This window comes from Microbacterium sp. (assembly GCF_043427715.1).
In the GTDB taxonomy this organism is placed as follows: domain Bacteria; phylum Actinomycetota; class Actinomycetes; order Actinomycetales; family Microbacteriaceae; genus Microbacterium.
On the sequence record NZ_JBHWTD010000024.1, the window covers coordinates 66315 to 86195 of the forward strand.

Consider the following 19881-nt stretch of genomic DNA (forward strand, 5'->3'; position numbering starts at 1 on the left):
CATGGCAGCGACGCGCGCCCCGCGGATCGGGGTGATGGGCGGTACCTTCGATCCGATCCATCACGGTCACCTGGTCGCGGCCAGCGAGGTCGCACAGTCGTTCGATCTCGATGAGGTCGTCTTCGTCCCCACGGGTGAGCCGTGGCACAAGTCGGGGGTTTCCTCGGCTGAGCACCGATACCTCATGACGGTGATCGCCACGGCATCCAATCCGATGTTCACGGTCAGCCGTGTCGACATCGACCGGTCGGGTGTCACGTACACGATCGACACCCTTCGCGATCTGAAGGAGCAGCGACCCGACGCGGACCTGTTCTTCATCACCGGAGCGGATGCCATCGCTCAGATCCTCGGGTGGCGCGACGTGCAGGAGTTGTGGGATCTCGCGCACTTCGTCGCCGTCTCCCGACCGGGGCACACCCTGAGCCTTGACGGTCTTCCCACCGAGGATGTGAGTGAATTGGAGATCCCGGCGCTGTCGATCTCCTCGACGGATTGCCGAGACCGCGTGAGTCGCGGACACCCCGTGTGGTATCTCGTCCCCGACGGCGTGGTCCAATACATTGCGAAGCACCACCTGTATCGGAGCAAGGCATGAGCACATCAGACCAGCCGAGCCCACCGCTGACCCGGCGGCAGCTGCGTGAGCTGCGCAACACGGCGTCGACCCCGGTCATCACGCCGGAAGAAGCCGAGCAGGCGGCCGCCGAGGCTGCTGCGGTCGAGCCCGAACCGGCTCCGTTGCCGCGCCCCGCAGAACCCGCGCCCCCGCCGATCCCGGAGGACATCGACCTCGATGCGCCGCCGGTCAGCCGCAAGCACGCTCGCCTGCAGGCGAAGCTGCGGACGGAAGCCATCAGCGTCGTGTCGGCGCCTTCGACCCCGGATGTCGCGGAGGACTCGAAGGAGAGCGACGACGCGGCTCCCTCGGATGCCGACGCAACTGAGGCGGAGATCGTCGAGGCTGACGGCATCGAGGACTCGACGGGTGTCGACGAATCGGCCGACGACGAGCAGGTCTTGGACGAGCCTGTCGAGGATGCGACTGTCAAGGACGAGTCCGCTGACGAGCCCGCGCGCGAGGAAGAACCCTCGCAGGAGGAGTCGGTCGATGCCGCTTCTGACATCGTGGAGGACTCCGCCGGTGCGCACGGCGACGAGGCGCCGGCGGACGAGGCCGGCGACGAAGAGGCATCCGACGCCGAGATCGACTCCGAGAAGGAGCACGTCATCGCTCCCGCGCTCGGCGCGCAGCTTCTGGCCGGCGAGTCTGCATCGCCCGACCTGCCGCCGTCCTTCGACCACCTCCTCACGCGAGGGGGAAGCGCTGGCGGATCGGCCTCGGCGCCGAACGCGCTGATCCTCTCGCAGTCTCCCGATACCGGTTCGCTGTCGGTCCCGATCCTCGGGACGGGCGAACTCCTCATCACGGGGAGCTACGCGCTGCCGGAGACCTATGGTTCGACCGGCAGTGTGCCCGGTTCGCAGGATGGCAAAGATGTCGATGCCGTCCTCATCGACGGGGAGCTCCCTCCCGCGTCTTCCCCCACGCCGATCGCCGCCAGTTCGGCGATCAGCACGATCAAGAGTGCGGACGAGATCATTCGTCCGCCGGCGCCCGAAAAGGGCAGCCGGTTGATGATGACGCTGACGATCACCGTCGGCGCTCTCGCTCTCGCTCTTGCGACGGTCCTTGTTCTGGCCGTCGTGAATGGAGTCTTCTGATGGTTGCCGCTTCCCACACGCACGAACTCGTGCAGATCGCCGCCGCCGCGGCCGACAGTAAGGGAGGGGAGGACTTCGTCGCGTTCGACGTGTCTGAGCCACTTCCCTTGGTCGATGCGTTCCTGCTTGTCACCGGGTCCAGCGAGCGTCAGGTCGCCGCGATCGCCGATGAGATCGAAGAGAAAATGCTGGAGGCGGGGCAGAAGCGCCTGCGCCGGGAGGGGCGCCAGGAGGCGCGCTGGATCCTGCTCGACTTCGGTGACCTGGTCGTCCACGTCTTCCACTCGGAGGAGCGGGTCTTCTATGGTCTCGAGCGGCTCTGGAAGGACTGCCCAATCATCCCGGTGACCACTCCGGAGCACGCTCCTAAGGAGTGAATTCGGGTCGCTGGTTCGGAGCACCTCATCTCATGTAGTAAGCTGAATGAGTTGCCGCGAGCGGCGACCAAGGGCCTGTGGCGCAGCTGGTAGCGCATCTGCATGGCATGCAGGGGGTCAGGGGTTCGAGTCCCCTCAGGTCCACTAAATCCCCGGTAAAACGGGGATTTTGTGTTTTCGGCTGAAAAGCTTTCCCTCAGCTCGCCGTCTTTTCACTCCCTTCGGGAGCTGTCCGAAGCGCAGGTTCCGCAGCCTGCTTGATCAGCGCGCGAAGCCAGCCGCCGCGGCGCAGGGTGGAGCAGCCCGCATGCGGCCAGAGCTCGATGCGGGTTACCCGCCCATCCTCTTCGGCAACCTACCCACGGGGCAGCAAGAAGATGGGCGCCCACGTCAAGAAACTCGTCGCCGCCGTGGCCGGTCTGCTTCTCATCACATCGATGAGCGCGTGAGGTTCAAACACCTCGGAGCGATCGATCGGGGTATCGGCAGACGAGGTCGCTTCGGTGCAGTACTACGAGTATCCCTGGGCGGACGTGCCTGAACGGCTGGAGCAGCTCACTATCGATGACCCCGAGATTTTCCGGTGATCGTCCTCAACAATCCGGACGCGCGCGTGGAGTTCAGCTGAGTGTCTGGGCTCAGCCGATCAGGTCGAGAAGGCGTCGACGGATCGGCTGGGCGCGCTCGGTGAAGCCGCGCTGCGCGGCGATGTAATCGGCCTTGCCAGCCGTGGTCTCGACCGGCACCGGCTCGTAGCCCCAGTCGCGCAAGTCGTAGGGCGAGGCGCGCATGTCGAGCTCGCGGATGTCGCGGGCGAGCACGAACGCGTCGAGCATCAGCTCGCCGGGTACCAGCGGGCCGAGCTTCACCGCCCACTTGTACAGGTCCATGCCGGCGTGGAGGCACCCCGGCTGCTCCGTCTGCGACTGGGTCTCGCGCGTGGGAAGGAAGCGGTTGCGGGGCACGGCGTCGGCCGTGAAGAACCGGAACGCGTCGATGTGCGTGCACCGCAAATCGTGACCTTCCACCACGGCATCCGTGCCGTCGGCGCCCAGACGCAGGGGCACCGGATGCCGCGTGTCCCGGTCGCGGTAGACCATCGCCCACTCGTGCATTCCGAAACAGCCATACGACCCGGCGCGGGTGAGTGTGCTCGACAGGATGCCGCGGATCGCGGCGACCAGCGGAGCCTTCTCCGTCAGGAACGCGTCCACATCCGCGGCCACCACACCGTCGACCTCTCGGTACCAGCGCCAGCCCACGTGCGGGGAGTCCGCGGCATCCCTCAGCGCGATGTCACGCCCCGGATGCCACCGACGCAGCAGGCTCGGCTTGTACGAGTAGTACGTGTAGAGGAAGTCATCGACGGGGTGCGTCTGTCCGCGGCTCACCCGGTGACGGCGGTCGGCGGTGAGATCGTCCGCCCGCGCCGCGTGAGCGTCGAGCAGCGCGGACCATTCGGCGCGCGACAGGGCGGTGCGGGTGGCGGACGTCACCTCCCGAGGATAGGCGTTGCGTCTGAGGATCCGAACGTCAGACCGGGAGGATCAATGAGGGGGAGTTGTTGCGGACATTCCCCACCTCGGGGCCCACGACGTGGTCGGTGAGTCCGTCGACGACGGCCGGGGCCGCGTCGATGGCCGCATCGAGCAGGTCACCGACGTTGTCGACCTCGGTGTCGAGCCAGGCGTCTGCGAAGTCGGCGTCGACGAACAGCGGCATCCGATCATGGATGGAGCCGAGCGGCGGAACGGCGTCGCGCGTGAGGATGGTGAACGACAGCACCCATTTCGTGGGATCGTCTGCGGCTTTGGCCGGGTCCTTCCACCACTCATAGAGTCCGGCGAACAGGAGAGGGGATCCGTCGGCGGGGGAGATGAAGTAGGGCACCTTCCCGTCGTCGGCGGTCGCCCACTCGTAGTAGCCCGTCGCCGGCACGATGGCCCGCCGCTTGATGAGCGCCTGCCGGAACATCGGCTTGTCCTCGAGTTCCTCAGACCGGGCGTTGAACGCCTTCACGCCGATCTTCGGGTCCTTCGCCCAGCCCGGGATCAGACCCCACCGCGCCGACTCGAGACGCCGCGTGGGCGGGTCGGTCTTCGCCGAGTCCAGCACGATCCCCACCTGTGCGGTGGGAGCGACGTTGAAGGACGGTTCGGGCAGGTCGTCACCCTCGACGTCGACACGCAGCACGCCGACGAGCTCGGACGCGACGTTGGCGACCACGAATCTTCCGCACATGGCGCCAGCCTAGGAGCCGGTGGCGACATCGCGGATGACGCCGACATCCACGAGCCGCTCCAGCAGCTCGGAGCCGTCGTCGCCGGTCACCCACGGCACGCCCGCAGCGGTGTGATCGTCCACTGCGGTGCGTCCACCGGCGAGCACAGCTTCAGCCGGGGTCAGTCGGCGGATCGCCACGGCGGCCACCTGGTCGGGGTGCTCCGCAGTGAAGGCGGTGTAGATCTCGTCGTCGTGCTGGCCGTCGTCGCCCACGAGGAGCCACTTGATGTCGGGGAACTCCTCGGCCAGGCGCTGGAGGTTCCGCTGCTTGTGGGCCTTGCCCGAGCGGAACCACCGGTCGTGGGTCGGGCCCCAGTCGGTGAGCAGCAGCGCCCCGGAGGGGAAGAGATGGCGGCGCTGGAATCGCACCAGTGTGGGGGCGACGTTCCACGCGCCGGTGGAGAGGTACAGGATCGGGGCGCCGGGGTTGTCGCGCATCAGGCGCTCCAGCAGCACGGCCATGCCCGGTACGGGTTGACGGGCGTGCTCGTTGAGCACGAACGAGTTCCAGGCTGCGAGCAGCGGGCGGGGGAGCGCGGTCACCATGACGGTGTCGTCGATGTCGGAGACGACGCCGAAGCGCACATCGTCGCCGACGATGAACACCCGGGCTTCGACCGGCTCAGAGCCCTCGACGTGCATGGAGATGGTCTGCCACCCGGCGTTCAGTGACGCGGGAACCACGGTGTCGATGACGCCGCCGCGGTCGGCGGTCACCTCGTGGTCGACGCCATCGATCGTGACGGTGACCGTCGCGTTCGCGATCGGGACAGCCACGAAGCTCCGCCAACCCCGGACCCCCGCGTACTCCCCCCGCTCACGGCGTGCTTCCTTCGGCGGGATGAGCACGCGGCCGAGCACCCGCACCCATTCGGTGCCGCCGTACCCGGGGAACGCGGCCACCGCGGGGCGACGGCCGCTGGCACGGGCGCGGCGCTCGCGCCACGCGTGGAAGCGGTACTCGAGGCGCGCGAACCACAGGATCTTCTTCTCGGGGCGGGAAGCAGTAGCCATCCGTTCAGTCTTCCACGTCCACGTTCTCGCCCGCGGGCGTGGTGGGCGCATCGGGCCGCTGATGACGCGCTTCGCGGAAGGAGATGACGCGCTTCACGATGTAGGCGAGGGCGAGGAACCCGGCGATCGCTCCGACGAACAGGTAAGCCGCGAAGTGAAGGGTGTCCGCCAGCTCGCGATAGCCCCCCGCAGCCGCCGCCGCGACCGAAACATAGGCGATCGACCAGATCGCGCACGCCGGGAACGTCCATGCCAGGAAGCGTCGGTAGGCGAAGCCGCTCATCCCCACGGTGAGGGGGACCAGAGAGTGGAGAACGGGCAGGAAGCGGGAGAGGAAGATTGCGACGCCGCCGCGACGCCGCAGGTACACCTCGGCGCGCACCCAGTTCTTCTCACCGATCAGGGCCCCGACCTTGGAGTACCGGATGCGCGGGCCCAGCCACCGGCCGAGCCCGAAGCCGATGCTCTCTCCGATGAGGGCGCCGACGATCACCGTGATGATCAGGATGACGGCTTCGGGGACGCTGCCCACGGCGGTACCGGCGGTGATGACGATGGTGTCGCCCGGGACCACGAGACCCACCAGGACGCTCGTCTCCAGCATGATCGCGACGCCGGCCACGATCGTCCGCACCACGGGATCGACGCCCTGCACGGTGTCGAGCAGCCAGGTGAGGAACTCGTTCACGGGATCAGGCTATCGACCCGGCGACGTCTAGCCTGAGGGGGTGTCCAGAGTCAGCGCCCGGGTCCTTCCGGGGTGGGTCGACCCGGCAGCGTTCGCCGTCACAGCGATGGCGAAGGAGCGCGACTGGTTCTGGCTCGATGCCGGTCCCCACGCGACCGAGGGCTGGAGCCTGATCGGCACCGGTCTACCCGAAGACGCGCCGCGCCATGCCGTCCTCGGCGGGCGGCATCGCTCTCCGGGAGCGCCACCGTTCACGGGAGGCTGGGTCGGCTGGTCGGGATACGACGCGGCGGCTGAGCGTGCCGGTGCACCCGCCGTGCACGAGCCGATTCCGGCGGAGCGGTGGCTGCGCGTCGACCGGATCGTGGCGTTCGACCACTCCGCCCGCCGCATGTGGGCATCGGCCCCCGAGGCGGAGATCGACCGCGTCTGCGCCGACGTCCTCGAATGGTGTTCGACGGCACGGATGCCGGAGCCCCGCCCACCCGTCCCGGTCGCTGTCATCGGTCGGCACACCCCCGAGGAGTACGCGGGGCTCATCGACGCCTGCCGTGAGGAGATCCGAGAGGGGCGGGCATATCAGCTGTGCCTCACCACGCGCTTCGAGACCGCGGCATCCGTCGATCCGATCGCGACCTATCTGCGGCTGCGCACCGCCACCCCGTCCCACCACGGCGGGATGATCCGGTCGGGCGAGCACGCCCTCCTCAGTGCGACGCCCGAACGGTTTCTCGAGGTGCAGGACGGGATCGTGCGGACCCGGCCGATCAAAGGCACGCGCCCCCGGGGAACGGACCCCGAGACGGATGCCGCGCTCGCCGCGGAGCTGCGCGCCAGCGAGAAGGAGCAGGCCGAGAACGTCATGATCGTCGACCTCATGCGCAACGACCTGCAACGCGTGTGCGTGCCGGGCACGGTCGCGGCAGAGAAGCTGCTCGAGGTCGAGTCCTACCCGGCCGTTCACCAGCTGGTCAGCACGGTCGCCGGTCGGCTCTCGCCCGGGGAGACCCTCGGGTCTCTCTGGGATGCCGCGTTCCCCGCCGGCAGCATGACCGGCGCGCCGAAGCTCTCCGCGATGCAGATCCTCCACCGGCTCGAAGGTGCGCCGCGCGGGGTCTTCGCGGGCTGCTTCGGGTGGGTCGGGGACGACGGCGCCGTGGACCTCGCGATGGTGATCCGATCGATCGTGGTGCACCCGGGAGGCGCCTGGGTGGGCGCGGGCGGCGGTATCACCTGGGGCTCGGTCGCCGCGGACGAGGTCGCCGAAGTCGGGGTCAAGGCGCGCGGGCCGCTGGCCGCTGTCGGGGGAAGCCTGCCGCCAGGCTGGTGAAACGGCCGGTCCGGTAGGCTGGAACGACGCCTTCGCGTCTCCTCCCGATACTTTGCACGATTGGTTCCCCGTGTCTTCCAGCACCTCCACCGACGCCGTGACTCCCGAGCCGAACGCCTTCGACGCCCGCACGATCCAGGCGAAGTGGCAGTCGCGCTGGGCCGAGGCCGACCCGTTCCGCGCCGGTGGCGACGAGGACACCCGTCCCCGCAAGTACGTTCTCGCGATGTTCCCGTACCCGTCGGGTGACCTGCACATGGGTCATGCGGAGAACTACCTCTACTCCGACATCGTGGCGCGGTTCTGGCGTCACCGCGGCTACAACGTCCTGAACCCGATCGGCTGGGACAGCTTCGGTCTGCCCGCCGAGAACGCCGCGATCAAGCGCGGCGCCGACCCGCGCGAGTGGACTTACGCGAACATCGACCAGCAGAAGGCGAGCCTGAAGCAGTACGGCGTCTCCTTCGACTGGTCGCGGGTGCTGCACACGAGCGACCCCGAGTACTACCGCTGGAACCAGTGGCTGTTCCAGAAGCTGTACGACCGCGGCCTCGCGTACCGCAAGCAGAGTCCCGTCAACTGGTGCCCGAACGACCAGACCGTGCTCGCGAACGAGCAGGTCGTCGACGGGAAGTGCGAGCGCTGCGGTGCACTGGTCGTGAAGAAGAAGCTCACGCAGTGGTACTTCAGGATCACCGACTACGCCGACCGGCTGCTCGATGACCTGAACCAGCTCGAGGGCTTCTGGCCGCACAAGGTGCTGCAGATGCAGCGCAACTGGATCGGCCGCTCGGTCGGCGCGGACATCGACTTCGAGATCGAAGGTCGCGCCGAGAAGGTGACCGTCTTCTCCACGCGCCCCGACACGCTCCACGGTGCGACGTTCATGGTCGTCGCCCCCGACTCCGACCTCGCCGCCGAGCTGGTCGCAGGGTCGTCCGCCGCTGTCCGGATGCGGTTCCAGGACTACCTCGAGACGGTCCAGAAGGCGACCGACATCGAGCGTCAGACCGCTGACCGCCCGAAGACCGGCGTCTTCCTCGACCGGTTCGCGATCAACCCGATCAACGGTGAGCGGCTCCCGATCTGGGCGGCCGATTACGTGCTCGCTGACTACGGGCACGGCGCCGTCATGGCCGTTCCCGCGCACGACCAGCGCGACCTCGACTTCGCGCGGGCGTTCGATCTGCCGATCCGGGTGGTCGTCGACACGACGGCTCCGGTCACCGGTGCGATCCCGGTGATCGAGTTCGACGAGGACGGCGTGCCGATCGATCCGACCGCCGGCGAGGACGACCTCGACTCCATCGACCCCGCCAAGACGGGTGTCGCGCTGACCGGCGAGGGCCGTCTCATCAACTCCGGGTCGCTCAACGGGCTCAGCAAGCGCAACGCGATCGCCCGCGCCATCGACGAGCTCGAAGCAGCCGGCACCGGCCGCGCCGCGAAGACGTACCGTCTGCGCGACTGGCTGATCTCGCGCCAGCGCTTCTGGGGCACGCCGATCCCCATGATCCACACGCAAGACGGCCGCATGATCCCCGTGCCCGACGACCAGCTGCCGGTCACCCTGCCGCAGGCGCGCGACATCGACCTGACACCGAAGGGCTCGTCGCCGCTGGGCGGTGCGACCGAGTGGGTGCAGACCGTCGACCCCGAGACGGGTGAGCCGGCGCTTCGCGACCCCGACACGATGGACACGTTCGTCGACAGCTCGTGGTACTTCCTGCGGTTCCTGTCACCGAAGAGCGAGTCGGAGGCGTTCTCGTCGGCAGAGGCCGACAAGTGGGGTCCCGTCGACTTCTACATCGGCGGTGTCGAGCACGCCATTCTGCACCTGCTGTACGCGCGCTTCATCACGAAGGCCCTGTTCGACATGGGCGAGGTGGAGTTCACCGAGCCGTTCGCGAGCCTCATCAATCAGGGCATGGTCATCCTCGACGGCGCGAAGATGAGCAAGTCCAAGGGCAACTTGGTCCTGTTCCAGGAGGAGCTCGAGCAGCACGGTGCCGACGCGCTGCGCGTGGGCCTCGCCTTCGCCGGTCCGGTGGAGGACGACAAGGACTGGGCCGACGTGTCCACCGCGGGCGCGGCGAAGTTCCTCTCCCGCGCGCTGCGCATCGCGTCGGAGGTCTCCAGCCCCGTCGAGGTGGTGTGGAAGGACGGGGACACCGCGCTTCGCCGTGCGACCCACAAGCTCTGGGCCGACGTGCCCGGACTCGTCGAGCAGACCAAGTTCAACGTGGTCGTCGCGCGCCTGATGGAGCTCGTCAACATCACCCGCAAGACGATCGACTCCGGTCCCGGCGCGGCAGATCCCGCCGTCCGTGAGGCGGCCGAGGCGGTCGCAATGGTGCTCGACGTCATCGCCCCGCACACCGCGGAGGAGATGTGGTCGCTGCTCGGACGTGAGGGCTTCGTCGGGCTCGAGGTGTGGCGCAGCGCCGACTCGACGCTGCTCGTCGAGGACACCGTGACCGCCGTCGTGCAGATCAACGGCAAGGTGCGCGGCACGCTGAGCGTGTCGGCGAAGATCACCGCTGACGAGCTCGAGGCGCTCGCCCGCGGCGATGAGAAGGTGCAGCGGGCTCTGGGTGGCAAGGAGATCGCCCGCGCGGTCGTGCGTGCCCCGAAGGTCGTCAGCTTCACGACCGCCTGAGCGAGTTCCGGCCTCTCGGGTCGGTGGATGTGAGCGGATGCCGCGGCGTGGAGCCGCGGCATCCGTCGTCTGTCACGCAGGCGTTCGGCGGCTTCACGTGTCCGTTCGCGCCGCTTCGCGTCGTCTGATGCGGCTCGAACTGTCACCCGAGCGAGGATGTCGGCGCTCGGTGCCGATCCGCGTCGTTCACGAGGCTCCCCGGGGGACTCCGGGTCAGGGTCTTCTCCACCGGGAGGAGATCGATGTGACGTTCCACCGCCGCGGCATGACCACGATCAGGGTGGGCCGCTGGGCCGGAGTCTGACGGGGTGGGCGCACAGGGAGCGCCGGCGTCGCGGCGTCGGCTGGGTGTCGGCGCAGCGGTGATCCTGGTCGTCGCTGCCGCCGCCGTCGCGGTCGCGATCGGGGTGGTCCGCTCCGGCGTGGAATCTGCGGCCGTCGAGGTGATCCCTGACGCACCTGCATCGATCGCTCCCGCCGAGGTATATGTCCATGTCTCCGGTGAGGTGCGCACGCCGGGCCTGTACCGGCTGGCGGAGGGCGCGCGCGTAGTCGATGCGGTCTCGGCAGCGGGCGGGATGACGGGCGAGGCGTCGCCCGAAGCGGTGAACCTGGCGCGGCCGGTCAGCGACGGGGAACAGCTGCACGTGCCGGCGAAAGGCGATGCGCCGCCGGGCGAGTCGCCCGGCTCTGCGCCCGCGGGCGACGGCCGGGTGAACCTCAACACCGCGGATGCCGCGGCTCTCGACACCCTGCCGAGGATCGGTCCCGCGATCGCGCAGCGCATCATCGACTGGCGCGAGCAGAACGGACGGTTCACGAGCGTCGACGACCTGATGGCGGTTCCCGGCATCGGCGAGAAGATGCTCGCCTCTCTGCGCGAGCTGGTGACGGTGTGAGCCGGGGAGCGGATGCCGCGTGAGCCAGCGATCTGCCCGTCGCCGCGACCTGCGGCTGCTGCCCGTCGCCGCCGTCACGTGGGCGGGTGCCGGCGCGGCGATTCTCCTTCCCGGATCGGCGGTGTGGATCGCGGGAGGGTTGTGGGCGGCATCCGTCGGAGCGATCGCCCTGGCCGGTGCCGTCGCCCGGCGCCATCGGTCAGCCGCACCCCCGACCGGCGGCCGCCGCCCGATCACCGCGCTCGCCCTCGCCGCCGTGGCGCTGGCCTTCGCGGGAGCCGCGGCCTCACACGTCGCCGCCGCCGAACCAGAACGGTCGTCGCTCGCCGCGCTCGAGATCAGCGGCGGGCGCGCCCTGACGATCGACGCCGACGTCGTCGGGAAGATCGAGACGTCGGCGACCGGATTCCGCTTCGACGCCGTCCTCCGGCGGGCCACGATCGGCGCGCAGGTCCACGAGGTGTCCGCTCCCGTGCTGGTCCGCGTCTCGGAGCGGCCTGTGGGCCTCGACCTCGGCTCGCAGATCCGCGCGACGGCCACGGCGTTCCCCGCCGACCCCGGTGACCGGGCGGTGCTCGTCGTCACGGCGTCGGCACTCGAGGCGCGTCCGCCCCACGGGATTCTGGCGGGCGCCGCGGCGCTCCGTGCCGGGCTCATCCGTTCCGCCGACGGCCTGCCGCCGCCGGGAGCGGGACTCATCGCCGGCCTCGCCGTCGGCGACACGTCCGCGCTCGACGACGAGCTCGACGCGCAGATGAAGGCGTCATCGCTGTCCCACCTGACGGCGGTGTCCGGGGCGAACTGCGCGCTCGTCGTCGGAATCGCCTATGCCCTCTCCGCACTGTGCGGGGCGAGGCGTGGCATCCGCGTGGCGACAGGATTGGCGACCTTGATGGGTTTCGTCGTCCTCGTGTCGCCGGAACCGAGCGTCGTGCGCGCTGCGACGATGGCGGCCGTGGCGATGCTCGGCCTCCTGCTCGGGCGGATAGGGGCGGGGGTGTCGGTGCTGAGCGTCTCGGTGTGCGTCCTCCTGATTCTCGACCCGTGGCTGGCGGCCTCGCTCGGATTCGCTCTCTCTGCCGTCGCCACCGGATCGTTGCTGCTGTTCGCGGGACCCCTCGCGGCGGGACTGACGAAGTGGATGCCGGCGCCCGTCGCGCTGGCCGTCTCGGTGCCGCTGGCCGCTCAACTCGCCTGCGGACCTCTGCTCATCCTCATCGAACCCACCGTCCCGTTGCTCGGCGTCCTCGCCAACCTGATCGCCGGGCCGGCCGCGCCCGCGGCGACGGTCGTCGGGCTGCTCGCGTGCCTCGCCCTGCCGATCCCCGTGCTCGCGTCGGGCCTCGCGGCGGTCGCATGGCTGCCGGCCTCCTGGATCGCGGCGACGGCATCTACGGCCGCCGGCGTCAAGGGCGCGTCGCTCGGATGGCTGGAGGGATTCCCGGGGCTCGTCGTGCTCGCGCTCACCGGCGCGGCGATCGGGATCGTCATCGCCGCGCCCGCCGGCCGGCCGCGCCGCGCGGCGGCGGCCTTGTGCGCAGCGGTCGTGATCGTCACGGTGGCAGCGGCACCGGTCCGCCTCCTGCTCGACCGGGCGCGGGTGCCGGCCGAGTGGAGCATCGCTGCCTGCGATGTCGGTCAAGGTGACGCCGTGCTGGTCCGCGACGGCGGGCAGACCATGCTCATCGACACGGGGCCGGATGCCGCGGCGCTCAGCGCCTGCCTCGACCGCTTCGCCGTGGCGCGCATCGACGTCCTCGTGCTCACGCACTTCGACCTCGACCACCGCGGTGGGGCCGATGCGCTGAACGGTCGCGTGGCCCTCGTCCTGCACGGCCCCGCCGCGACGCCGGAAGACGACGCCGTCGTCGAGCAGCTCCGCGCCGGAGGGGCACGCACCCAGCAGGTCAGCGCCGGTCAGGGAGGGACGCTGGGGGAGTGCCGGTGGGGAGTGCTCTGGCCACGGCCGCGAGATCCCGTCTACCCGAGCGGCAACGACGCAAGCGTCACCCTCCGCGTGACCGGATGCCGCGTCCCCGACGCGCTGTTCCTCGGTGACCTCTCGGGCGCGGCGCAGCGCTCGCTGGCGTCGACGGGTGCGATCGCCCGGGGCGTCCGCGTCGTGAAGGTCGCGCACCACGGGAGTGCGGATCAGGACAGCGAGCTGTACCGATCGCTCGACGCGTCGGTGGCGCTGGTCACGGTGGGGGAGAACACCTACGGGCACCCGCGTTCGGAGATCCTGGACCTGCTCAGCGATGAGGGCGCGGCCATCGCTCGAACAGACAGCGGCGGGGACGTCGCGGTCTGGGAGTCGGAGGGTGCTCTGCGTGTCTGGCGGTCTCGCGGCGACGATGCCGGCTGATCCCGGGACCGAGCACTCGGTGGCCGGATCAGTGCCCGCAGCCACGAGCGCGTCGGCGGTGCTCGGTAGGCTGGAGGCATGCCGAGCCCGCGTCGTCCCGCCGCCAAGACGACGAAGTCCGCGATCCCGCAGATCTCCTGGCGCGCGCCGCAGCCGGCGCCGGTGGTGCTGATCTCCGGACCCGAAGAGGTCTGCGCGGAGCGGGCGACAGCCGGCATCCGGGATTATCTGCGCGCGGAGGACCCGAGCCTCGAGGTGACGGACGTCCGCGCCGACGACTACGCGCCCGGAACCCTGCTGGGCGTCGCCTCACCGTCGCTGTTCGGCGAGCCCCGCCTCGTGCGGGTGTCGGGCGTGGAGAAGTGCTCCGACGCGTTCTTGACGGAGGCGATCTCCTACCTCTCCCACCCCCAGGAGGGCGCCACGATCGTGCTCCGCCACACCGGCTCGAGCGTGCGCGGAAAGAAGCTCCTCGACGCGATCCGCTCGGGTGCCGGCGGGGGTATCGAGATCGCCTGCCCCGCGGTGAAGCGGGACTCCGACCGGTTCGACTTCGCGGCGGGCGAGTTCCAAGCGGCGAAGCGGCGCATCGCACCGCCTGCTCTGCGCGCTCTGGTGTCGGCGTTCGCCGATGACCTCACCGAGCTCGCTGCCGCCTGCCAGCAGCTCATCTCCGACGTCGACGGCGACATCACCGAGCAGATCGTCACCCGCTATTACGGTGGCCGTGTCGAGACCACGGCGTTCGCGGTCGCCGACACGGCGATCGCCGGACGGTACGGCGACGCGCTCATCGCCCTCCGGCACGCGCTCGCCTCGGGCGCCGACCCGGTGCCGATGGTCGCGGCGATCGCCTCGAAGCTCCGGACCATGGCGCGGGTCGCGGGCAGCCGCGAACCGGCATCCGCTCTCGCCGCTCGCATCGGGATGAAGGACTGGCAGGTCGACCGGGCCCGCCGCGACCTCGCGGGCTGGACCGAGTCTTCGCTCGGTATCGCCATCCAAGCCGCCGCACGAGCGGATGCCGAGGTGAAGGGCGCCTCGCGGGACCCCGTCTTCGCAGTCGAGCGCCTCGTGACCGTGATCGCGACCCGCGCCCCCTACGGCGCCTGACCGCGCCCCCTACGGCGCCTGCCCGCGCACCGCGCCCCGCGCCCCGCGCGAACGACGAAGGCCCGCCCCGGGAACGGGACGGGCCTTCGGCAAGTGGTTCGGCTCAGAGAGCGGCGACCTGCTTGGCGATCGACGACTTGCGGTTCGCGGCCTGGTTCTGGTGGATGACACCCTTGCTGACGGCCTTGTCGAGCTTCTTGGTGGCCTTCAGGACCGCCTTCTCGGCAGCAGCCTTGTCACCGGCCGAGATGGCCTCGCGGGCCTGACGGACGACCGTCTTCAGCTCGCTCTTGACGGCCTTGTTGCGCTCGCGCGCCTTCTCGTTGGTCTTGTTGCGCTTGATCTGCGACTTGATGTTCGCCACGTGAGACGTATCTTTCGTTCGGAGTTTTTCGGAGGATGTGCCGCCAGGCGGTAGAGGGGCGCCTCGCGGCGGTCGTGTGAGGGAGGAACCCACACGGCAAGCCGACTTCCAAGCCTACCAGGTCGGGCGCATTATCCCGAAGTCGTGATGTCCTCGTCCGCGTCGTCCGAGCGCTCCGCATCCGAACGCTCAGCGTCGGCGGTGTCCATCGTCGCCAACGCCAGGTCGATGACCGCGTTGAACACCCGCGGCCGCATCGCGGTCACCAGGTGCGAGGTCCGCGGCACGACGATCAGTTCGGCGTGAGGAGCGAGCGTCGTGAACAACCGCTCGTTGACGCGGAGCTGGTCCCACTGCCCGTTGACGAACCACATCGGCACCTCGATGTTCCGCAGCGCCTCGACGAGGTTGAGCACCGAGAGACTCCGCAGGGCGATGTCCTGCGCGTCGTAGGCGTAGCCGCCGGCCCCGAAGTCCAAGCGGGTCTCCACGGGAAGGGTGCGATCGAGAACGAGGTCGGCGAAGTACTGCCCCCGGCGCGGGAGCCGGTTGAGACCTCCCGCAAGGGTCCGGTACGTCGCGAGACCGAGCCCTCGGGGTATCGCGGTGCAGCTGGCCGCGATGAACGCCACCGGCGGTCGCTCGCGCCGGCCCACGTACTCGATGGACAGCAGGCCGCCCATCGAGTGGCCGACCAGGAGCACCGGTCCTCGGGTCGCGGCATCCCGAACCGCCTCGTCGATCGTCTCGAACGCGCCGTCGAGGGTGAACGTCTCGGCTATGCGCCGGCCGTGACCGGGCAGGTCGACGGCGATGGAGGGGATGCCGAGCTCGTCAAGGTGCGCCTGCTGCGAGCGCCACATCGTGGCGGAGGTGCGGATGCCGTGGACGAAAACCACCTGCGCGGTCATGCGCTCAGCCTACGAGCGTCGGCTAGGGGTGAGCCGAGTGCCCGTCGGCATGTGCGAAGCGGGGCGGATCCGTGTGGACCCGCCCCGCTCGCGTACGTCACCCGATCAGAACAGCACGCGCACCTTGGCGGCGTTGCTCTCCGAGCCCTCGGCGACCTTCGGGTCGGCGGGCACGAACGTCGCGGTGTACGTGTGCGTGCCGCGCGAGAGGCGGCCGAGGGTCGTCGAGGCGATGCCCTTGCGGACCTCGACCGTCGCGATCACCTCGTCGCCCTCACGGAACTCGACGGTGCCGGTGGCGCGGCCACCCTGCTGCGAGACGTGCGCGACGAGCGTCGCCGGCACGATCCGGTTGATGTGCACCGGCGGGATGGCGACCAGACGCGTCTTGGTGGTGGCGGCGGGCTCGGCCGCCTCTTCCACCGTGACGGGCACCTGGACGACCGTGCCGCTGGGAGCCGCCGTCAGGGTGAGCGTCGCCGTGCCCGCCGGCGTACCGGCCGGCAGAGTGACGGAGACGGATGCCGCGCCGCCCGTGACCGGGACGGTGCCGAGCACCTGCTCGCCGAGGCTCACCGTGAGCTCCGTGTTGGCGGGTGCGCCGCGGCTGGTCAGGTTCAGACCGGCCACCTCGAACGCGACCGTCTCACCGGCGCCGACAGTTTCGGGAACACCCGAGACCTGCGCGGCGCGCTCGGCGAAGGACGGGGCGATCGGGGAGTTGTCGGCGATGTAGTCCATCCACGCCTCGTAGTCCAGGAGACCCGTGTCGACGTAGTCCGTACCCTCGGTGAAGACGCGGAAGTTGTCGCCACCGGCCGCGAGGAACGAGAACGTTCCGATGCGGTAGGTCCCCGCCGGGTCGATCGGCGCACCGTCGACCGTGACCGACGTGATGCGCTCTCCCTCGGGCAGAGCCGGGTCGAACGTGTACGAGACGTTGTCCGACAGACCGAGCTGGAGGTACGGGCGCTGCGGGACGTTGCCCGCGGCGTCGCGCTGCCACTGCTGCTCCAGCATCGTCGTGAACTGCTCGCCCGTCAGGGTGACCAGGGCGAGGGTGTTGTTGAACGGCAGCACCGCGTTGGCCTGGCTGAACGAGATCGTCCCGTCAGGAAGACCCGCCACCGCGCCGGCGCCGAACTCGGCCTGCGTGTCCCAGAGATCCGAGCGCAGACCGCCCGGGTTGGTCACGCCGATGACGGCGCCGTCGGGCAGATCCGCGAGGCTGTCGCGCAGCATGTTGCCGACCGTGCCTGCGAGCGTCGACTCGGAGGCGCGGTCATCGCGGGTGCCGCCGGTGTACACGCCGTCGACGTACTCGCCGCCGGTGAAGGCGGTCGTGATGTCGCCGGAGACCTCGCCGATCGCGGTGTTGCCGATTGCGGCGGCGTTGGCCAGGGCGGCCTTCGTGATGCGGTCGACCTCCGCCACCCGCGGGTACGCCTCGATGAGCGCAGCGGACGGGGTGGTGGTGCGGGCGACGTTGCGCTCGGCGTGCGCCGCGACCTCACCGGTGGTGGGGTCGACGGTGAGGGTGATCTCACCGATCTTCGCGCCGTACGAGCCGGTCTGCACGATCGGACGGGTGCGCTCGGTGCCGGGCACCGGCGCCGACCACGCGTACTCCTTGTGCGTGTGACCGGTGAAGATCGCGTCGACCTCGGCCGCCGTGTCCTCGACGATCGCGGCGAACGGACCGCCCGCGGCGATCTCCTCCTCGAGGGTCGATCCGTCCGGCGTGCCGGCTCCGGCACCCTCGTGGTAGAGCGCGACAAGGACATCGGCCTCGCCGTTGGCGGCATCCCCGTCGGAGAGCTCAGCGGCGACCCGGTTGACGGCCTCGACGGCGTCGCCGAACTCGATGTCGGCGACACCGCTGGGGGTGACCAGCGACGGGGTCTCCTCGGTCACGGCGCCGATGACACCGACGGTGAGTCCGTCAGCCTCGAGCAGCGCGTACTCGTCGAGCGCAGGGGTGTCGGTGCCGGCGAGGTACACGTTGGCACCGAGCTGCGGCGCGTCGAAGTGCTCCGCGACGCGACCGGCGAGGTCGTCGTAGCCGCGGTCGAACTCGTGGTTGCCCACGGCGCTCGCCTCGAGCTCCAACGCGTTCAGGACGTCGATCGTCGGCTGGTCTTCCGACACCGACGAGGCGAACAGCGAGGCGCCGATGTTGTCACCGGCCGAGAGGAACAGGACGGGGCCGGATGCCGCGGCGCGGAGCTCTTCGACCGTTCCGGCGAACGCGACGGTGTTGCCGTCGATGCGCCCGTGGAAGTCGTTGATCCCGAGCAGCGTCAGCTCGACCGGTGCGGCGTCGGCCTCGAGCCCGACGATCACGGGGTCGTGGTCACTCGAGCGGTAGGCGTCGGCGGAGTAGAACTCGGTGCCGTGCGAGCGGAACCGGCTGTACTCGAGCGCGATCGACTCACCGGAGTTGATGTTCCAGATGTCGGCGCCGGTGGCGCGGGCGAGCGCGGCCTCGTTCAGCAGGATGTGGTCGAGTGATCCCGACAGCCCCGAGAAGCTGTACGACGAGCTGTCGACCTCGAACGCCCGCTCGGCGTCGGCGTAGCCGGCTTCGTAGAGCACCTGAAGGGGGTCCTCCTGGCCGTAGGCGTTGAAATCACCCGCGAGGGCGACGGCGTCGACGTCGCCCTGGATCTCTTCGATCCAGTCGCGGAGCGCCGTCGCCTGGCGGACGCGGGACTCGTTCGAGGTGCCCTGGCCGTCGCCGGTGTCGGCGTCGCCGGGCCACGGGCCGACGGATCCCTTCGACTTGAGGTGGTTGACCGCGAACAGGAACTCGGCGCCGCCGTCAGCGGGCTCGAACACCTGGGCGATGGGCTCCCGCGCGTTGCCGAAAGCCTCGCCGTCGCCGCTCTGGTCGCCGAGGGCGCGGGCGGCGCCGACGGGGGAGACGAGGGCGGGCTGGTAGATGATCGCGTTCGTGATCACGTCCTGCTCGGATGCCGCGGGCAGCTCGTCCGAGGAGGGGACGAACGCCCACGTGCCGGAGCCGTCGACGGCGTTCAGCGCGTCGACCAGGGTCGAGGTGGCCTCGTCGGTGGCTTCGCCGAGCGCGGCGGAGTTCTCGATCTCCATGAGGCCGACGACCGCGGCATCCACCGTGGTGATGGCCTCGACGAGCTTGGCCTGCTGCCGCTCGAGGTCGGCGTCGTCCCAGGCGCCGCGCTGGTCGCAGCCGTCCCGGACGGTCACACCGTCGCCGAACCGGTCGTTGTACGCGGTGCAGGAGGCGGTGTCGGTGCCGAGGGTGGTGAAGTAGTTGAGCACGTTGAAGGAGGCGATCGACAGGTCGCCGCCGACCGCTTCGGGGGCTGCCGTCCGGGTGTTCTCGAACGCGACACCGTCGGCGCCCGAACCGTCGGCGACGAGGGCACTGGTCGGGTTCAGCTTCCAGGAGTTGTTGCGCCAGTCGACGATCAGCGGCTCGGTGAAGGTGACGTCGGCGCCGACGATGATCGGCTCGGTCAGCGACACGTAGGCGGGGGTCTTGTCGGTGTTGGCGGACGAGCTGAAATCGGTCGTCGCACCGTCGTCGAGCAGCACGCCGCGCGCGGCGTTGTCTGCCGCGACCGCCGCGGCCTGGTCGGAGCCGGGGCGTGCGACGTCGGTGGGCTGGCGCAGCGGGGTGGTTCCCTGCGCGAGCCCGACCTCGCCGTACCGGTTGGTGCTGTAGGTGTTCGTGACGGTGAAGTCCCCCTGCGGTGCGATCAGCATCGACTCGAGGGCCTCGCGCTCGGCGGTGGTCGTGGGCCAGGAGACCTCGGCCGGGACAGGAGCCTCGGCGTCGGCGATGACCTCGGCCGCACCGGTGGCGACGGTCAGTTCGGTGAGACCGTTCCACTCCGAGACCGCACCGGTGACGGTGACGGTGTCGCCGAGGGCGACCTCGCCGACGGCGCCCGGGGCGTAGACGAAGACGGCGTCGGAGGACTCATCGATGGTGGCGCCGGATCCCGGCGTCTGGATGACGTAGCCGTTGAAGCCGCCAGTCGGGTAGTGCGCGGTGACGACGCCGGTCGTGGTGACGGTGCGGCCGGCGAGCGGGGAGGTGTCACCGGTGCCCTGGATCGCCGAGATCTCGACGACCTCCGGCTCCGGCTCGGGCTCGGGCTCGGGCTCG

15 protein-coding genes and 1 tRNA gene are annotated in these 19881 nt (G+C 69.9%); 9 read left to right on the forward strand and 7 right to left on the reverse strand.

What is annotated here, in order from left to right:
* Position 1: 1 nt before the first annotated feature.
* The 4 genes from nadD to ACHFGS_RS02580 all read left to right on the forward strand — a co-directional run bounded on the left by nadD (position 2) and on the right by ACHFGS_RS02580 (position 2246).
* The gene (gene nadD, locus ACHFGS_RS02565; protein WP_394279058.1) at positions 2-598 is read left to right on the forward strand and encodes a nicotinate-nucleotide adenylyltransferase; all 597 of its coding nucleotides are present in this window, start codon (positions 2-4) and stop codon (positions 596-598) included.
* Positions 595-1725: a hypothetical protein gene (locus ACHFGS_RS02570; RefSeq protein WP_394279059.1), complete on the forward strand. Its 1131-nt coding sequence runs from the start codon at positions 595-597 to the stop codon at positions 1723-1725. Before nadD ends, ACHFGS_RS02570 begins: the two co-directional genes overlap by 4 nt.
* A complete protein-coding gene (rsfS, locus tag ACHFGS_RS02575; protein ID WP_394279060.1) occupies positions 1725-2102 on the forward strand; it encodes a ribosome silencing factor in 378 nt (125 codons plus the stop codon). Before ACHFGS_RS02570 ends, rsfS begins: the two co-directional genes overlap by 1 nt.
* A 71-nt stretch (positions 2103-2173) precedes the next feature.
* A tRNA-Ala gene (locus ACHFGS_RS02580) sits at positions 2174-2246 on the forward strand.
* Positions 2247-2740: 494 nt separating this feature from the next.
* Here ACHFGS_RS02580 and ACHFGS_RS02585 read toward each other — a convergent pair.
* Genes ACHFGS_RS02585 through ACHFGS_RS02600 form a run of 4 tightly spaced genes read right to left on the reverse strand, consistent with a single transcriptional unit; the run spans position 2741 to position 6087 of the window.
* Entirely contained in the window at positions 2741-3598 is an 858-nt protein-coding gene (locus ACHFGS_RS02585; protein WP_394279061.1) for a 3-methyladenine DNA glycosylase, read from the reverse strand.
* Positions 3599-3635: 37 nt separating this feature from the next.
* Positions 3636-4343 (reverse strand): SOS response-associated peptidase, encoded by a 708-nt coding sequence (locus tag ACHFGS_RS02590; protein WP_394279062.1) that lies wholly within the window; start codon positions 4341-4343, stop codon positions 3636-3638.
* A 9-nt stretch (positions 4344-4352) separates the two neighbouring features.
* Positions 4353-5399, reverse strand: coding sequence for an App1 family protein (locus ACHFGS_RS02595; protein WP_394279063.1), 1047 nt, complete (start codon positions 5397-5399; stop codon positions 4353-4355).
* Positions 5400-5403: 4 nt separating this feature from the next.
* Positions 5404-6087, reverse strand: a complete 684-nt coding sequence (locus ACHFGS_RS02600; RefSeq protein WP_394279064.1) for a DedA family protein — start codon at positions 6085-6087, stop codon at positions 5404-5406.
* A 40-nt stretch (positions 6088-6127) separates the two neighbouring features.
* On the opposite strand from ACHFGS_RS02600, the gene ACHFGS_RS02605 reads away from it, so the two are divergent.
* The 5 genes from ACHFGS_RS02605 (at position 6128) to holA (ending at position 14453) form a co-directional block, all read left to right on the forward strand.
* Complete coding sequence (locus ACHFGS_RS02605) at positions 6128-7417, forward strand: anthranilate synthase component I family protein (RefSeq protein WP_394279065.1); 1290 nt, start codon at positions 6128-6130, stop codon at positions 7415-7417.
* 70 nt (positions 7418-7487) lie between these two features.
* Complete coding sequence (gene leuS / locus ACHFGS_RS02610; RefSeq protein ID WP_394279066.1) at positions 7488-10076, forward strand: leucine--tRNA ligase; 2589 nt, start codon at positions 7488-7490, stop codon at positions 10074-10076.
* Between the two features lie 308 nt (positions 10077-10384).
* Entirely contained in the window at positions 10385-10975 is a 591-nt protein-coding gene (locus ACHFGS_RS02615; RefSeq protein WP_394289108.1) for a helix-hairpin-helix domain-containing protein, read from the forward strand.
* Positions 10976-10994: 19 nt separating this feature from the next.
* Positions 10995-13340, forward strand: a complete 2346-nt coding sequence (locus ACHFGS_RS02620; RefSeq protein WP_394289109.1) for a ComEC/Rec2 family competence protein — start codon at positions 10995-10997, stop codon at positions 13338-13340.
* 78 nt (positions 13341-13418) lie between these two features.
* Positions 13419-14453 carry a DNA polymerase III subunit delta gene (gene holA / locus ACHFGS_RS02625; protein WP_394289110.1) on the forward strand — a complete coding sequence of 345 codons (1035 nt, stop codon included), beginning with the start codon at positions 13419-13421 and terminating at the stop codon, positions 14451-14453.
* 103 nt (positions 14454-14556) lie between these two features.
* Here holA and rpsT read toward each other — a convergent pair whose 3' ends face one another.
* The 3 genes from rpsT to ACHFGS_RS02640 form a co-directional block, all read right to left on the reverse strand.
* Entirely contained in the window at positions 14557-14817 is a 261-nt protein-coding gene (gene rpsT, locus ACHFGS_RS02630; protein ID WP_394279575.1) for a 30S ribosomal protein S20, read from the reverse strand.
* A gap of 131 nt (positions 14818-14948) precedes the next feature.
* The gene (locus ACHFGS_RS02635) at positions 14949-15728 is read right to left on the reverse strand and encodes an alpha/beta fold hydrolase (protein WP_394279574.1); all 780 of its coding nucleotides are present in this window, start codon (positions 15726-15728) and stop codon (positions 14949-14951) included.
* Positions 15729-15833: 105 nt separating this feature from the next.
* Positions 15834-19881: ExeM/NucH family extracellular endonuclease (locus ACHFGS_RS02640; protein WP_394289111.1), on the reverse strand; the 4048-nt coding region annotated here is incomplete at its 5' end.

Excerpts from the sequence above, each read along its gene's own strand:
- ACHFGS_RS02590 (WP_394279062.1), bottom strand. The coding sequence starts at position 4,343 with ATGTGCGGAAGATTCGTGGTCGCCAACGTCGCGTCCGAGCTCGTCGGC.
- ACHFGS_RS02595 (WP_394279063.1), bottom strand. The coding sequence starts at position 5,399 with ATGGCTACTGCTTCCCGCCCCGAGAAGAAGATCCTGTGGTTCGCGCGC.
- holA (WP_394289110.1), top strand. The coding sequence starts at position 13,419 with ATGCCGAGCCCGCGTCGTCCCGCCGCCAAGACGACGAAGTCCGCGATC.
- nadD (WP_394279058.1), top strand. The coding sequence starts at position 2 with ATGGCAGCGACGCGCGCCCCGCGGATCGGGGTGATGGGCGGTACCTTC.
- ACHFGS_RS02570 (WP_394279059.1), top strand. The coding sequence starts at position 595 with ATGAGCACATCAGACCAGCCGAGCCCACCGCTGACCCGGCGGCAGCTG.
- ACHFGS_RS02635 (WP_394279574.1), bottom strand. The coding sequence starts at position 15,728 with ATGACCGCGCAGGTGGTTTTCGTCCACGGCATCCGCACCTCCGCCACG.
- rsfS (WP_394279060.1), top strand. The coding sequence starts at position 1,725 with ATGGTTGCCGCTTCCCACACGCACGAACTCGTGCAGATCGCCGCCGCC.